This is a genomic window from Achromobacter pulmonis (assembly GCF_002885955.2).
GTDB classification, from domain to species: domain Bacteria; phylum Pseudomonadota; class Gammaproteobacteria; order Burkholderiales; family Burkholderiaceae_B; genus Achromobacter; species Achromobacter pulmonis_A.
In genome coordinates this window covers 206,948-221,102 of record NZ_POQS01000004.1, presented here as the reverse complement: position 1 = coordinate 221,102, position 14,155 = coordinate 206,948, and the positions used below count along the sequence as shown (strand labels likewise).

Annotated in this window: 11 protein-coding genes and 1 pseudogene; 5 read left to right on the top strand and 7 right to left on the bottom strand. The window is 69.5% G+C overall.

The window, feature by feature from the left end; genetic code table 11:
- Nucleotides 1-40: 40 nt before the first annotated feature.
- The 5 genes from secD to C1I89_RS16060 all read right to left on the bottom strand — a co-directional run bounded on the left by secD (nucleotide 41) and on the right by C1I89_RS16060 (nucleotide 5,619).
- Nucleotides 41-1,921 carry a protein translocase subunit SecD gene (gene secD / locus C1I89_RS16080; RefSeq protein WP_102773704.1) on the bottom strand — a complete coding sequence of 627 codons (1,881 nt, stop codon included), beginning with the start codon at nucleotides 1,919-1,921 and terminating at the stop codon, nucleotides 41-43.
- A 106-nt stretch (nucleotides 1,922-2,027) separates the two neighbouring features.
- The gene (yajC, locus tag C1I89_RS16075) at nucleotides 2,028-2,372 is read right to left on the bottom strand and encodes a preprotein translocase subunit YajC (RefSeq protein WP_102773703.1); all 345 of its coding nucleotides are present in this window, start codon (nucleotides 2,370-2,372) and stop codon (nucleotides 2,028-2,030) included.
- Between the two features lie 124 nt (nucleotides 2,373-2,496).
- Nucleotides 2,497-3,633, bottom strand: a complete 1,137-nt coding sequence (gene tgt, locus C1I89_RS16070) for a tRNA guanosine(34) transglycosylase Tgt (protein ID WP_102773702.1) — start codon at nucleotides 3,631-3,633, stop codon at nucleotides 2,497-2,499.
- Nucleotides 3,630-4,688 (bottom strand): tRNA preQ1(34) S-adenosylmethionine ribosyltransferase-isomerase QueA, encoded by a 1,059-nt coding sequence (gene queA, locus C1I89_RS16065; protein WP_102773701.1) that lies wholly within the window; start codon nucleotides 4,686-4,688, stop codon nucleotides 3,630-3,632. The genes tgt and queA overlap by 4 nt, the downstream gene beginning before the upstream one ends.
- Nucleotides 4,689-4,803: 115 nt before the next feature.
- A complete protein-coding gene (locus C1I89_RS16060; RefSeq protein ID WP_102773700.1) occupies nucleotides 4,804-5,619 on the bottom strand; it encodes an IclR family transcriptional regulator in 816 nt (271 codons plus the stop codon).
- Between the two features lie 83 nt (nucleotides 5,620-5,702).
- Here C1I89_RS16060 and C1I89_RS16055 point away from each other — a divergent pair, with 83 nt between their 5' ends.
- The 4 genes from C1I89_RS16055 (at nucleotide 5,703) to upp (ending at nucleotide 10,279) form a co-directional block, all read left to right on the top strand.
- Complete coding sequence (locus C1I89_RS16055) at nucleotides 5,703-6,698, top strand: LLM class flavin-dependent oxidoreductase (protein WP_102773699.1); 996 nt, start codon at nucleotides 5,703-5,705, stop codon at nucleotides 6,696-6,698.
- A gap of 84 nt (nucleotides 6,699-6,782) precedes the next feature.
- Nucleotides 6,783-7,943: an ABC transporter substrate-binding protein gene (locus C1I89_RS16050; protein ID WP_102773698.1), complete on the top strand. Its 1,161-nt coding sequence runs from the start codon at nucleotides 6,783-6,785 to the stop codon at nucleotides 7,941-7,943.
- An 81-nt stretch (nucleotides 7,944-8,024) separates the two neighbouring features.
- On the top strand, nucleotides 8,025-9,473 hold the full coding sequence (gene dacB / locus C1I89_RS16045; protein WP_102773697.1) for a D-alanyl-D-alanine carboxypeptidase/D-alanyl-D-alanine endopeptidase: 1,449 nt from the start codon (nucleotides 8,025-8,027) through the stop codon (nucleotides 9,471-9,473).
- Between the two features lie 167 nt (nucleotides 9,474-9,640).
- Nucleotides 9,641-10,279: a uracil phosphoribosyltransferase gene (gene upp, locus C1I89_RS16040; RefSeq protein WP_102773696.1), complete on the top strand. Its 639-nt coding sequence runs from the start codon at nucleotides 9,641-9,643 to the stop codon at nucleotides 10,277-10,279.
- Between the two features lie 122 nt (nucleotides 10,280-10,401).
- Here the strand turns inward: upp and cysG are convergent, their stop codons facing one another.
- Nucleotides 10,402-11,817, bottom strand: a complete 1,416-nt coding sequence (gene cysG / locus C1I89_RS16035; protein WP_102773695.1) for a siroheme synthase CysG — start codon at nucleotides 11,815-11,817, stop codon at nucleotides 10,402-10,404.
- Nucleotides 11,818-11,934: 117 nt separating this feature from the next.
- Nucleotides 11,935-12,516 carry an ANTAR domain-containing response regulator gene (locus C1I89_RS16030; RefSeq protein WP_102773694.1) on the bottom strand — a complete coding sequence of 194 codons (582 nt, stop codon included), beginning with the start codon at nucleotides 12,514-12,516 and terminating at the stop codon, nucleotides 11,935-11,937.
- Nucleotides 12,517-12,852: 336 nt separating this feature from the next.
- On the opposite strand from C1I89_RS16030, the pseudogene C1I89_RS16025 reads away from it, so the two are divergent.
- Nucleotides 12,853-14,154 (top strand): annotated as a pseudogene (locus C1I89_RS16025) (CmpA/NrtA family ABC transporter substrate-binding protein).
- Nucleotide 14,155: the final 1 nt, after the last annotated feature.

Genomic DNA, 14,155 nt, shown 5'->3' with positions numbered 1-14,155 from the left:
GCTATTCGGTGGCGGGCGGCATGGCCGCCCGCAAGCATGTTCAGTTGGTCTTCGGCTTCCAGACTTCGCCGATGGAGATGGACGCGAGCTTCTTCTTGCGGCCGTACCAGAGGTTGGCCAGCGCGCGCACGCCCACGACCGACGAGAACATCGAGGTCAGGATGCCCAGGCAATGGACCACCGCGAAACCGCGGATCGGGCCGGAACCGAACGCCAACAGCGCCAGGCCGACGATCAGCGTGGTCAGGTTGGAGTCGAGAATGGTGCCCCATGCGCGCTCGAAGCCGTGGTGGATGGCCTGCTGCGGCGAGGCGCCGCCGCGCAGTTCTTCCCGGATGCGCTCGTTGATGAGCACGTTCGAGTCGATGGCCATGCCCAGCGTCAGCGCGATGGCCGCGATGCCCGGCAGGGTCAGGGTGGCCTGCAGCATGGACAGCAGCGCCAGCAGCAGCAGCACGTTCAGCGTCAGGCCGATGGTCGAGAACACCCCGAACAGGTGGTAGTACAGGATGATGAACACGGCGATGGCCAGGAAGCCGTACAGCGTCGAGTGGAAACCCTTGGCGATGTTGTCGGCGCCCAGGCTCGGGCCGATGGTGCGTTCCTCGATGATGGACATGGGCGCGGCCAGCGCGCCGGCGCGCAGCAGCAGCGCGGTGTCGGCGGCCTCTTCGGAGGTCATGCTGCCGGAGATCTGGACCTGGCCGCCGGCGATTTCGCTGCGGATGACCGGGGCCGTGACCACTTCGCCCTTGCCGTTTTCGAACAGCAGGATGGCCATGCGCTTGCCGACGTTGTCGCGGGTCACGTCGCGGAAGATGCGCGCGCCCTTGGAGTCCAGCGTCAGGTGCACGGCGGCCTGCTGGGTCTGCGAATCGCGGCCGGGCTGGGCGTCCTGCAGGTTTTCGCCGGTCAGGATGACCTGGCGGCGCACCAGGATGGGACGGCCGTCGCGGTCGTTGTAGCGTTCCAGGCCGAAGGGCACGGTGCCGCCCAGCAGGGCGGCCTGCGCGGCCGGGGTGTCGTCGACCATGCGGATTTCCAGCGTGGCGGTGCGGCCCAGCAGTTCCTTGGCCTTGGCCACGTCCTGCACGCCGGGCAGCTGGACCACGATGCGGTCGCCGCCTTGCTGCTGGATGACCGGCTCGGCCACGCCCAGTTCGTTGATGCGGTTGTGCAGGGTGTTGATGTTCTGCTTGAGCGCGGAGTCCTGCACGCGGGTGACGGCGGCCGGATTCAGGGCGCCCATCAGCAGGGGCTTGCCGTTTTCCTCGCGCTCGGTGAATTCCAGGTCGGGCAGGCGGCTGCGCAGCGTGGAGATGGCGCGGTCGCGGTCATCGTTGTTGGCGAAGGTGGCGGCGATGCCCAGGCCGGAGCGTTCGACGCCGGCCACGTTGACCTTCTGGTCGCGCAGCACCGAGCGCACGTCGGCGGCCAGCGAGTCGTAGCGGGCGGTCAGCGCGCCCTGCATGTCGACCTGCAGCAGGAAGTGCACGCCGCCGCGCAGGTCCAGGCCCAGGTACATGGGCTTGGGCGCGAACCAGCCCAGCGAGCGCATCCAGGCCGGCGAGGCCGGCAGCAGGTTCAGCGCGACCGTGTAGTGGGGATCGTCGGCGACGGTGTTGAGGGAACGGTCGAGCAGGTCGCGGGCCTGCAGCTGCAGGTCGGTGGACGCGAAGCGGGCGCGCACGGTGCCCAGCGTGCCGTTCTGTTCGTAGTAGACCCCTTCGTTAGGGATCTTGGCGTCGGTCAGCACCTGTTCGACCCGGCTCAGCATGGCGTTGTCCACCTTCACGGTGGCCTTGGCGCTGGAGACCTGGACGGCGGGCGACTCGCCGTAGAAATTGGGAAGCGTGTACAGCAGGCCGATGAGGACCGCGATCAGGACCGTAATGTACTTCCAGAGAGGATAGCGGTTCATTGCCGGCTACTTCATGAGAGAGTGATAGAAGGGCCGCCCGGGCGGCGGGCGCGGCGGGCGGCGGGGACCATCGGGCGCAGGAGCCCGGTGGGCCCCTGTGGGACGCTTACAGGGCCTTGATGGTTCCCTTGGGCAGCACGGTCGAGACCGAGGACTTCTGCATGATGACTTCGACCGGCTTGTCGGCCAGTTCCGAGACTTCCACGGTGACGTAGCTGTCGTTGACCTTGGTGACCTTGCCGAGCAGGCCGCCGGCGGTGACGACTTCGTCGCCCTTGGCCAGGGCGGCGAGCAGGTTGCGGTGTTCCTTTTGGCGCTTCATCTGGGGACGGATCATCAGGAAGTAGAGGATCACGAACATCAGGATGATGGGCAGCATGCCCATCAGCGCATTGCCTTCGGGAGCGGCGGCCTGGGCCACGACGAGGCTGGCGGTATCGATAACGGACATTGAATTCTCCTGCGTTTAGTATGTTTGGAGGGTCATGTTTGTATTTTTCTGCACCCATCCCCGCGCGAGCCATGGATAGGGCAAGCCGACTATTGTATATAGGGGCCGGCGGCCTGTTCAAATTCTAATCCACCCCTCGCGCGCGGTCGGCGGCGAAGCGGGCGCGCCAGGCCTCGAAGCGGCCCTCGGCGATGGCCTCGCGCATCTCCTGCATGATGGTCAGGTAGAAATGCAGGTTGTGCAGCGTGTTCAGGCGCGCGCCGGTGATTTCGTTGGCGCGCTGCAGGTGGTGCAGATAGGCGCGCGAGAAATTCGCGCAGGTGTGGCAGCCGCAGCTCGGGTCCAGCGGGCGGGTGTCGTCGCGGTACTTGGCGTTGCGGATCTTGACGTCGCCGTAGCGGGTGAACAGCCAGCCGTTGCGGGCGTTGCGGGTGGGCATGACGCAGTCGAACATGTCCACGCCGCGGGCCACGCCCTCGACCAGGTCTTCCGGCGTGCCCACGCCCATCAGGTAGCGCGGCGCGTGCTGCGGCAGCCGGGGCGTGACGTGCGCCAGGATGCGCATCATGTCTTCCTTGGGCTCGCCCACCGACAGGCCGCCGATGGCGTAGCCGTGAAAGCCGATGTCCTGCAGCCCGGCCAGCGATTCGTCGCGCAGCGACTCGTACATGCCGCCCTGGACGATGCCGAACAGGGCGTTGGGGTTGCCCAGGCGGTCGAACTCGTCGCGCGAGCGGCGCGCCCAGCGCAGCGACATGCGCATCGAGCGGGCGGCTTCCTCGACGGTGGCGGGGCGGCCGTCGATTTCATAGGGCGTGCATTCGTCGAACACCATCACGATGTCCGAGTTCAGCGAACGCTGGATGCGCATGGACTCTTCGGGCGTCAGGAACAGGCGCGCGCCGTCGATGGGGGAGGCGAACTTGACGCCTTCCTCGGTGATCTTGCGCATGCCCTGCAGGCTGAACACCTGGAAGCCGCCCGAGTCGGTCAGGATGGGCTTGTCCCATTGCATGAAGCCGTGCAGGCCGCCGTGCTTTTCCATGATCTGCGTGCCGGGACGCAGCCACAGGTGGAAGGTGTTGCCCAGCACGATCTGGGAGCCGATCTCTTTCAGTTCGTGCGGCAGCATGGCCTTGACGCTGCCATAGGTGCCCACGGGCATGAAGATGGGCGTCTCGACCACGCCGTGGTTCAGCGTGATGCGGCCGCGGCGGGCGCCGCCGTCGGTGGCGAGCAGTTCGAAGTTCAGTCCGGTCATGGGGCAGGGGATTCGATGAACATGGCGTCGCCGTAGCTGAAGAAGCGGTAGCGCTCGGCGACGGCGTGGGCGTAGGCGCGGCGTATCGGTTCGACGCCGGCCAGCGCCGACACCAGCATCAGCAGGGTCGACTGGGGCAGGTGGAAGTTGGTGACCAGCGCGTCGATGACACGGTACTGGTATCCGGGCGTGATGAACAGGCGGGTGTCGCCCTGGGCGGGCGCCAGCGGCAGGCCGGGGGCGGCGCGGCCCTCGGTCTGGGCGGCGGCCGATTCCAGCGCGCGCACGCTGGTGGTGCCCACGGCGATGACGCGGCCGCCGCGGCCGCGGGCCGCGGCGATGGCGTCGACCGTGGCCTGCGGCACGGTGTACCACTCGGCATGCATGACGTGGTCGGCCAGGTTGTCGACCCGCACGGGCTGGAAGGTGCCCGCGCCCACGTGCAGCGTGACGAAGGCGCGCGCCACGCCCAGCGCCTGCAGGCGGTCCAGGGTGGGCTGGTCGAAATGCAGGCCGGCGGTGGGCGCGGCCACCGCGCCCGGTTCGCGCGCATAGACCGTCTGGTAGCGTTCGTCGTCGCCGGCGTCGGCCTGGTGCGTGATGTAGGGCGGCAGCGGCGTCGCGCCGTGGGCGTCCAGCAGTTCCAGCACCGGGCCGGGGAAGCGGATGTCGAACAGTTCGCCGTCCCGGCCCAGCACGGTGGCGTCGAAGGCCTCGGCCAGGCGCAGCACCATGCCGGCGCCGGGCGACTTGCTGGCGCGCACATGGGCCAGCACGCGGTCGGGCTCGGTGATGCGCTCGACCAGCACCTCGACCTTGCCGCCGGTGATCTTGTGGCCGGTCAGGCGCGCCTTGATGACGCGGGTGTCGTTGAAGACCAGCAGGTCGCCGGGGCGCAGCAGCGCGGCCAGGTCGGCGAACTGCCGGTCGTGCAGCTGGCCGGCGCGATCCAGGTGCAGCAGGCGGCTGCCGGTGCGCTCGGCGGCGGGCGTCTGGGCGATGAGCTCAGGCGGCAGGTCGTAATCGAAATCGGAAACGGTAAGGGACTGGGTCACGCGGGTATCCGCCCGGACAGGACGGCAGAAAAGGGCGGCCGTTGATGGCACGGACGGGCCGGGCAAGCCCGGCGCAACCCGGTATTGTAAAGCGGCCGCCGCGCGCGGGTTTTGTTCAGGGGGACGGATTCCAGCCCAGACGGCGCGAGCAGTCGGCCGCCGCCGCGACCAGGGCCCGCACCGGCAGGCCCTGCGGCGCCAGGTCGAAGCCGCCGTGCAGCCCCAGGCCGGTGATGGCGCCCGCCAGCCGGCCCTGGGCGTCCATGACCGGCACGGCGGCCGAATCGATGCCATGCAGCAGGTTGCCGCTGACGCTGGCGTAGCCGCGCTCGCGCGTGGCCTGCCATTGCCGGCGCAGCAGGGCGGCGGGGTCGGCCGGCGGTTCGGGCGCGTCCAGGGCGCGGGCGGCGTCGGCGTGCTGGGCCAGCAGCGCGTCCCATTCGGACAGCGCGCGCGGCAGGACCAGGGTTTCAGGCAGCCAGGCGGCGTAGACGCGGCCCGTGGCGCTGTTGAGCAGCGGCAGCACCGAACCCACCCGCACGTTGACGGTCACCGGCAGCCGCGCGTCGCGCCACTGCACGATGGTCGGGCCGTGCTGGCCCCACACCGAAATGAACACCGTCTGGCCGATGGCCGCGCTCAGGCCATCCAGGCAGCCGGCCGCCAGCTTCACGAAATCCACTTCGGCCAGCGCCGCCAGGCCCGTATGCAGCGCCTGCGGGCCCAGCCGGTAGCGGGCGCTGGCGGGGTCCTGCTCGACGTAGCCGCGCCGCTCCAGCGAGACCAGATAACGGTGCACCTTGGCGCGCGGCATGTCCAGGCTGCGGCCCAGCTCCGACACCGACAGCGCGCCGCCCAGCTCGGCCAGCCGGGTCAGCACGTCCAGCGCGATTTCGGCGGACTGGATGCCGGTACTGCTGTTTGTTGACATGGGATCGTCGCTTATTAGAATACGTGTATCACTAAAAAATACATCAGCCGCAAGCGGCGGACAATCGCGGAGACAAGCCAGCCATGAAGATGTCCATCTTCTCGGTCCAGGACCACTATCCGTCCCAGCCGCGCACGCTGGGCCAGCTCTACAGCCAGGTGCTGGAGCAGGCGCGGCGCGCCGAACAGCTGGGCTACGACACCTTCTGGGTGGCCGAGCACCATTTCCACGAATACGGCGCGGTGCCCAACCCCGCCGTGTTCCTGGCGGCGCTGTCGCAGCAGACCAGCCGGCTGAGGCTGGGCACCGCCATCTCCATCCTGACCTTCCACAACCCGCTGACGGTGGCGGAAAACTATGCCCTGGTGGACCAGCTGTCGCAAGGGCGGCTGGCGCTGGGCGTGGGCTCGGGCTACCTGAAGCATGAGTTCGACGGCTACGGCATCGACCCCGCGACCAAGCGCGAGCGCTTCGACGAGAACCTGATGCTGGTCGAGCGGCTGCTGCGCGGCGAACGCGTGACCCACGAGGGCAGGTTCAACACCGTCCGCGAGGTGCGCCTGAACGTGCAGCCGGTGCAGGACCCGGTGCCGCTGTACGTGGCCATCCTGCGGCGCGAGGCCGCCTACCACGTGGGCCGCCAGGGCCGGCGCATGCTGTTCGTGCCCTACGCGGCGGTGGACGATTTCGAGGAAATCGGCCAGATGATGCAGGACTACCGCCGCGGGCTGGCCGAGGCCGGCATCGAGGACGCCGCCGGCATGGCGGCGGTCGCGCTGCATACGCACGTGGCCGCCACCGACGAGGAGGCGCGCCGGCGCGCCGCGCGCGCCTTCGACCTGTACGTGGATACCCGGCTGTACGCGCGCAAGCAGGTCTACGACGACATCATCGCCAGCGGCCTGTCGCTGTTCGGCTCCCCGGCCACCGTGGCCGCCAAGCTGGCGCGGCTGGCCGACATGGGCCTGGACCACGTGCTCGGCCTGCACAACTTCGGGCTGATGCCGCAGGACCTGGTGCTGGACTCCATGCAGCGCCTGATGGAGCAGGCCATGCCGCTTGCGGGCGTGCGCGCCTGACCGCCGTTTCACGCCGTAGCGGATCGGCGCCATGCATAACCAGACATCCGCCCACCGACGTACGTCCACCACTGGAGACCGCGCATGATTCCCCGCCATACCCTGACCGCCGCCGCGCTGGCGGCCCTGCTGGCCCTAGGCGCGTCGCCCGCGCTGGCCCAGGTGAAGATAGGCGCCACCCTGTCGACCACCGGCCCGCAGGCTTCGCTGGGCATTCCCGAACGCAACACCATCAGCCTGCTGCCCGCCGAGATCGGCGGCGTCAAGGTCGAGTACGTGGTGCTGGACGACGCCTCCGACACCACCCGCGCGGTCAGCAATTCGCACAAGCTGATCTCGGAGAACAAGGTGGACCTGATCGTCGGGTCCAGCACCACGCCCAACACCATGGCCATGCTGGACACGGTGGCCAGCGGCGCCACGCCGGTGATCACGCTGGCCTCGTCGGCGCGCCTGATCGAGCCGGTCGACGACAAGCGGCGCTGGGTGTTCAAGACCCCGCACTCCGATTCGCTGATGGCCGAGGGCATCGCGCGCCACGCGGCCGCCAACGGCGTGAAGAAGCTGGCCTTCATCGGCTTCAACAATGCGCTGGGCGAGACCTTCTGGGTGGAGGTCGAGAAGGCGGCCAAGAAGCATGGCATCGAAGTGGTGGGCAAGGAGAGCTTCGCGCCCACCGACACCTCGGCCGTGGCCCAGACGCTCAAGCTGGTCGGCGTGGCGCCGGACGCGGTGGTGGTGGGGGCCTCGGGCACGCCCGCCGCCATGCCGGCCCGGGCGCTGCGCGAGCGCGGCTACCAGGGCAGGATCTACTTCAACCACGGCGTGGCCAACAACGATTTCCTGCGCGTCTGCGGCGCGGCCTGCGACGGCGCCTGGGTGCCCGTCGGCCCGGTGATGGTGGCGGACCTGCTGCCCGACGACAACCCGGTCAAGGCCACGGCCAGCGCCTTCGCCCGGAAATACGAGGCCGCCAACGGCGCGGGCAGCGTCTCGCTGTTCGCCGCCTATGCCTGGGACGTCGGCCTGCTGTTGCAGCAGGCGATTCCGGTGGCGCTGAAGCAGGCCAAGCCCGGCACGGCCGAATTCCGGGCGGCGCTGCGCGACGCGCTGGAAAACGTCAGGAACCTGCCCACCGCGACCGGCGTGGTCACGATGAGCCCGACCGACCATAACGGCCTGGACGAACGCGCGCTGGTGATGGCGACCATCGCCGCCGGCAAATGGAAGCTTGAAAAGAAGTAGCGGCCGTCGCGCCGCGCCCGCAAGCCCTGCCGATTTTGTATGCTCTCGTTTTTGCTGGATGAGCAACCGGACGGGCGTGGCATGACGGGACTAGGGTACAAGCGTAGGGGCGGGCTGAAGCGGTGGCTGGCGGGAGGGCTGCTGGCCCTGGCCGCGGGCGCCGCCTGCGCCCAGGTTCCCGGCCTGCCGGCCGACGTGGTCCGGGCCTGGAAAGCCACCAAGCTGCCCGACAGTTCCCTGTCGCTGGTGGTCCAGGAAGTGAACGGTCCGCGCCTGGCGGCGCTGAACGCCAAGGAAGCGCGCAATCCGGCCTCGGTCATGAAGCTGGTGACGACCTGGGCCGCGCTGTCCGAGCTGGGGCCGAACTACGTCTGGCGCACCGAATTCATGACGGCGCCCGGCGCGCGGCCCGACGCCAAGGGCGCGCTGGCCGGCCCCCTGTACCTGAAGGCCGGCGGCGATCCGCAGTTCCTGCTGCAGGACCTGTGGGTGCTGCTGCGCGAGCTGCGCCTGAAGGGCGTCAAGCAGATCAACGACCTGGTCATAGACCGCAGCATCTTCGGCCAGGTCGCGACCGACCCCGGCGCTTTCGACGGCGCTCCGGACCGCGCCTACAACGCCAGCCCGGACGCCCTGATGGTGGGCTTCGGCGCGCTGCGCCTGCTGTTCACGCCTGATCCGGTGGCCAACAAGTGGGTGCCGCTGATCGATCCGCCGCTGCCGGGCCTGAAGATCGAGGGCCGCGTCGAATGGAGCGACGTGCGCTGCCCCGGCCCGCCGGTGGTGACCACCGATCCGGTGATCACCCAGCAGGGCGTGACCATCCGCGTCAACGGCAAGGTGGCCGGCTCCTGCGGCGAATTCAGCCTGTACCGGCTGGCGCTGTCGCAGCCGGACTACGCCACCGAAGTGTTCCGCATGCTGTGGAAGGAGCTGGGCGGCACGTTCAAGGGCCAGGTGCGCGCCGGTGTGGTGCCGCCCGACGCGGTGGTGCTGGCCTCGCACGATTCGCCCACGCTGTCCGAGGCGATCCGCCAGATCAACAAGCGCAGCAATAACGTCATGGCCCGCACCCTGCTGCTGACGCTGGGCGCCGAGCGCGGCCGGCGGCCGGCCACCGTGCCCAGCAGCGAGGCCGTGGCCAAGGACCTGCTGGCCAGGCAGGGCCTGGACATGCCGGAACTCGTCATCGACAATGGCGCCGGCCTGTCGCGCGAGGCCCGGGTCTCGGCCGACAGCCTGGCCTCGATGCTGACCCTGGCCTGGAGTTCTCCCCTGATGCCGGAGTACATTTCGTCTTTCGCGATCGCCGGGGTGGACGGCACCGTGCGCCGCCGCCTCAAGGGCAACGGCGCCCAGGGCATGGCCCACCTCAAGACCGGGTCGCTGCGCGACGTGCGCGCGATCGCCGGCTACGTGCTGGGCGCCAGCGGCAAGCGCTACGTGGTGGTCAGCATCGTCAACCACGAGCAGGCCGGCGCCGTGCGTGCCTTCGACGACGCGCTGATCGCCTGGCTCGCCGAACAATAGCGAACGGCGCCCCGGGGCCTGTACAGAGAAAAAGGAACTTCGCACCGGCCCCAAACCCGATTACGATCCCCGGAAGCGGCTCGACGCGGGCGGCGCGCAGCGCCGCGCTGCCGCGGTTGCGTCCGGGGCGACCAACCCCTTGATCAATATTCTGGAGTGTTACGCACATGCCCGTGCACGAAATCCGCCATCCGCTGATCCGCCACAAGCTCGGGATCATGCGCCGCGCCGACCTCAGCACCAAGAGCTTCCGCGAGTTGTCCCAGGAAGTCGGCGCGCTGCTGACCTATGAGGCGTCCAAGGACCTGCCGCTGGCCCCGGCCACCGTCGAGGGCTGGTGCGGCCCGGTCGAGGTGGAGAAGATCGCCGGCAAGAAAGTGACCGTGGTGCCGATCCTGCGCGCGGGCATCGGCATGCTGGACGGCGTGCTCAGCCTGATTCCGGGCGCCAAGGTCAGCGTGGTGGGCGTGGCCCGCAACGAAGAGACGCTGGAGGCCCACACCTATCTGGAGCGCCTGGTCGGCGAACTGGACCAGCGCCTGGCGCTGATCGTAGACCCGATGCTGGCCACCGGCGGCTCGATGGTGGCCGCGATCGACCTCCTCAAGCGCGCCGGCTGTAAGGAAATCCGCGCCCTGGTGCTGGTGGCCGCCCCGGTCGGCATCGACACCGTGCTGGCCAAGCACCCCGACGTGCACATCTACACCGCGTCCATCGACGACGGCCTGAACGAAAACGGCTACATCATGCCGGGCCTGGGCGACGCCGGCGACCGGATCTTCGGCACCACGCAGAAGACGGAATAGGCGGGCGGGGTGATGGGTGCCGCGCGTTGGACGGCCGGGTTTTTGCGCGAACCGGTTCGCGCAAGCAATCAACCGTCGAACGCGCGACACCCATCAGGCGGCGCCAGCCGCCAATCCCCCCTTCAAGCCGCCATCCTCTCCAGATTCCCCTCGACATACTCCCCGAACCACCGCAGCCGCGGCGCCAGCCCCGCGACCTCGCCCACCAGCAGCAGGGCAGGCGAACGTATCGCGTGTTCGGCGGCCAGGGCCGGCAGCCGTTGCAGCGTGCCCGACAGCACCCGCTGCCCGGGCCGGCTGCCGTTTTCGATCAGCGCGAACGGCGTGTCCGGCGCGCGGCCGTGGCGCAGCAGGCGCTGCGTCAGCAGGTCCAGCTGGCCCACGCCCATATAGAACGCCACGGTCTGCCTTTCCTGCGCCAGCGCGGCCCAGTCCAGGTTGTCCTCGTCCTCGCGGCAGTGCGCGGTGACCAGGCGCACCGACTGGGCATGGTCGCGGTGCGTCAGCGGGATGCCGGCGTAGGCCGCACAGGCCAGCGCGGCGGTAATGCCCGGCACCACCTCGTAGCGCACGCCGTGCGCGCGCAGGTATTCCAGTTCCTCGCCGCCGCGGCCGAAGATGAAGGCGTCGCCGCCCTTGAGCCGCACCACGCGCCGCCCGGCGCGCGCGTGCTCGACCAGCAGCGCGTGGATGCGCGCCTGCGTGGCGTGGTGGTCTTCGCCCGGCTGCTTGCCGACCGCCACGCGTTCGGCGTCGCGCCGCGCCAGCGACATGACCTCGTCGCTGACCAGGCGGTCGTACAGGATGACGTCGGCCTCGTTCAGCGCGCGCAAGGCCTTCAGCGTCAGCAGCCCCGGGTCGCCGGGGCCGGCGCCGACCAGCGCCACGCTGCCGGCGGCCGGCGCGATCGGGGCCGCCAGCGCCGCGGTCAGCGCCGCCTCGGCCTGCACCGGCTGTTGCTGGCGCAGCAGGCCGGCCACCGGGCCGTCCAGCAGCCAGTCATAGAAGCGGCGGCGCGCGCCCAGGTCCGGATGGCTGGCGCGGATGGGCTTGCGGTAGCGGGCCGCCAGCGCGGCCAGCTGGCCCAGCGTGTGGTCGAACAGGGATTCGATGCGTTCGCGCAGCCGCCGGGCCAGCACCGGCGCCACGCCCGAGGACGAAATCGCCACGATCAGCGGCGAACGGTCGACGATGGACGGCACCTGGAACGACGACAGTTCCGGGTCGTCCACCACGTTGCAGAACAGGCGCCGCTCGCCGGCGGCCTGCGACACCGCGGCGTTGGCCTCGCGGTCGTCGGTGGCGGCGACCGTCAGCCAGGCGTCGTCCAGCCAGGCCGGGTCGAAGCGGCCGGCGAGATGGCGGATGCGGCCTTCGGCCGCCAGCGCCGCCAGGGCCGGCGTCAGTTCCGGCGCGCCCACGACCACGTCGGCCGAGGCCTCCAGCAGCGCCAGCGTCTTGCGCTCGGCCACCGCGCCGCCGCCCACCACGACGACCCGCCTGTCTTTCAGATCGGCAAAAATCGGGAAAAGCTTCATGAATGCCCGCCTCGGGCGAACCCGGGTAAATGTCTTTCGATCATAGGGACGGGGTTTCATCCCCACAACTTTTGATTTCTTCATTCCATATAGCCATAACTTATTAGCTCGCCGCGCCTAGGCGCGATTGAGCCACTGGCTCATCTCCACGATTTCGCGGGCGGCCTCGCCCAGCCGTTTCTGGTTCTGCATGGCGTACTCGCGCAGCAGGCGGTGGGCCTGGTCTTCCGGGACCGCGCGGGCCTTCATCAGAATGCCCTTGGCCTTTTCCACCACCTGGCGCTCGGCCAGGCGCTCGCGCGTCTCGCGCAGCTCGTCGCGGCGCGACTTTTCCATGGCGAAGCGTTCGATGGCCACGGTCAGCAAGGGCTCGATGCGCGCCGCTGGCACCTCGCCCACCACATAGGCCGCGACGCCGGCGCGCAGGGCCGCGCGTATGGTTGCGCGGTCGCCGTCGCCGGTGAACATCACCACCGGGCGGTCGCTGTGCTCGCTGGCCACGCAGACGTCCTCCAGCGTGTCGCGGCCGGGCGCATCGCTGTCGATCAGCACCACGTCCGGCGCCGCGCGGGCGATGCGGGCGGCGAGATCCATGCCGGTCGCCGCTTCCGCCACCACGCGCACGCCCGCCGCGGCCAGCACCTGCCGCAGCGACGCCGCGCGTCCTTCGCCATCGTTGAGCAGCATGACCTTGAGCATGACGCTTCCTCCTGATGGAGACGGTCATGCAAGTTCCATGCCATCGCGTCCCGCCCTGGGCGCGCCCGGCGAGGGGCGGCGCCCGCACAGGAATGGTGCGGCGCCGCATCGGACTGCGCACCAAGTCGGTTCGCGCCGCGGCGTCCGGCGGCGCGCGCCCTGCGCGGCAGGGTCTTTTCGCGATTGGCACGGTCTTTGCTTGAGTGAAAACGGGCGGCCAACGGCGGCTGACCACGCAAAGCGCCGCGATCCGCGGCAAGGGACAACGACGTTCCGCATCGCCACCGGCCTGGTCGCCGTGGCGCGCGGGACGTTTTTTTTCGCCAGGAGCCACGCATGAAGCCAACCATCGCCAGCCATTCCACCGACACCGCGGCCCGCGCAGAAGCCGGCGCCGACCTGGGGCGCCGCAAGTGGCTGGGCGGCACGGCGCGCGCGGTCGCCGGCGCCGGCCTGCTGTCGCTGGTCGATCCGCTGGTGCGCGCCGGCGCCTGGGCCGCCGGCACCGACGCGCCCGAGAAAACCGAGGTGAAGATCGGCTTCATCCCGCTGACCGACTGCGCGTCGGTGGTGATGGCCTCGGTGCTGGGCATAGACAAGAAATACGGCGTCACCATCCAGCCGTCGAAGGAAGCCTCCTGGGCGGCGGTGCGCGACAAGCTGATGAACGGCGAGCTGGACATGGCGCACGTGCTCTACGGCCTGGTCTACGGCGTGCACGTGGGCATAGGCGGGCCGCGCAAGGACATGGCGGTGCTGATGGGCCTGAGCCAGAACGGCCAGGCGATCACGCTGTCGAACAAGCTGCTGGAGGCCGGCGCGCGCGACGGCGAATCGCTGGCCCGGCTGATGGCTTCCGAGAAGCGCACCTACTCCTACGCGCACACCTTTCCCACCGGCACGCACGCCATGTGGCTGTACTACTGGCTGGCGGCCTACGGCGTCGATCCGATGAAGGACGCCAGGGTCATCACGGTGCCGCCGCCGCAGATGGTCGCGAACATGCGCGTGGGCAATATGGACGGCTACTGCGTGGGCGAACCCTGGGGCGCGCGCGCCATCCAGGACCGCATCGGCTTCACCGCGGTCACCTCGCAGGCCATCTGGCCCGAGCACCCCGAGAAGGTGCTGGGCGCCAGCGCGGACTTCGTCGCGCGCCATCCGAATACGGCGCGCGCGGTCACCGCCGCCATACTCGAAGCCGGCAAATAGATAGACGCCTCGCCCGCCAACCGCCAGAAGACCGCCGAGACCATCGCCGCCAAGTCCTACGTCAACACCGACGCCGCGACCATCGTGGACCGCATGCAGGGCCGTTACGACGACGGCGCGGGCAAGCGCTGGACCGACGATCACGCCATGCGCTTCTACGCCGACGGTTCGGCCAATTTCCCCTACCTGAGCGACGGCATGTGGTTCCTGACCCAACACAAGCGCTGGGGGCTGCTGAAGGAACATCCCGATTACCTGGCGGTGGCCCGCCAGGTCAACCGCATCGATATCTACAAGCAGGCCGCGCAGGCGGCCGGCGCGGCGCTGCCGGCCGGCGAGATGCGCAGCTCCAGGCTCATCGACGGCGTGGCCTGGGACGGCAGCAACCCCGCGGCCTACGCCGACGGGTTCAAGGTCCGCGCCTGAG

Excerpts from the sequence above, each read along its gene's own strand:
- upp (WP_102773696.1), top strand. The coding sequence starts at position 9,641 with ATGCCCGTGCACGAAATCCGCCATCCGCTGATCCGCCACAAGCTCGGG.
- secD (WP_102773704.1), bottom strand. The coding sequence starts at position 1,921 with ATGAACCGCTATCCTCTCTGGAAGTACATTACGGTCCTGATCGCGGTC.
- yajC (WP_102773703.1), bottom strand. The coding sequence starts at position 2,372 with ATGTCCGTTATCGATACCGCCAGCCTCGTCGTGGCCCAGGCCGCCGCT.
- tgt (WP_102773702.1), bottom strand. The coding sequence starts at position 3,633 with ATGACCGGACTGAACTTCGAACTGCTCGCCACCGACGGCGGCGCCCGC.
- C1I89_RS16055 (WP_102773699.1), top strand. The coding sequence starts at position 5,703 with ATGAAGATGTCCATCTTCTCGGTCCAGGACCACTATCCGTCCCAGCCG.
- cysG (WP_102773695.1), bottom strand. The coding sequence starts at position 11,817 with ATGAAGCTTTTCCCGATTTTTGCCGATCTGAAAGACAGGCGGGTCGTC.
- C1I89_RS16030 (WP_102773694.1), bottom strand. The coding sequence starts at position 12,516 with ATGCTCAAGGTCATGCTGCTCAACGATGGCGAAGGACGCGCGGCGTCG.
- C1I89_RS16060 (WP_102773700.1), bottom strand. The coding sequence starts at position 5,619 with ATGTCAACAAACAGCAGTACCGGCATCCAGTCCGCCGAAATCGCGCTG.
- dacB (WP_102773697.1), top strand. The coding sequence starts at position 8,025 with ATGACGGGACTAGGGTACAAGCGTAGGGGCGGGCTGAAGCGGTGGCTG.
- C1I89_RS16050 (WP_102773698.1), top strand. The coding sequence starts at position 6,783 with ATGATTCCCCGCCATACCCTGACCGCCGCCGCGCTGGCGGCCCTGCTG.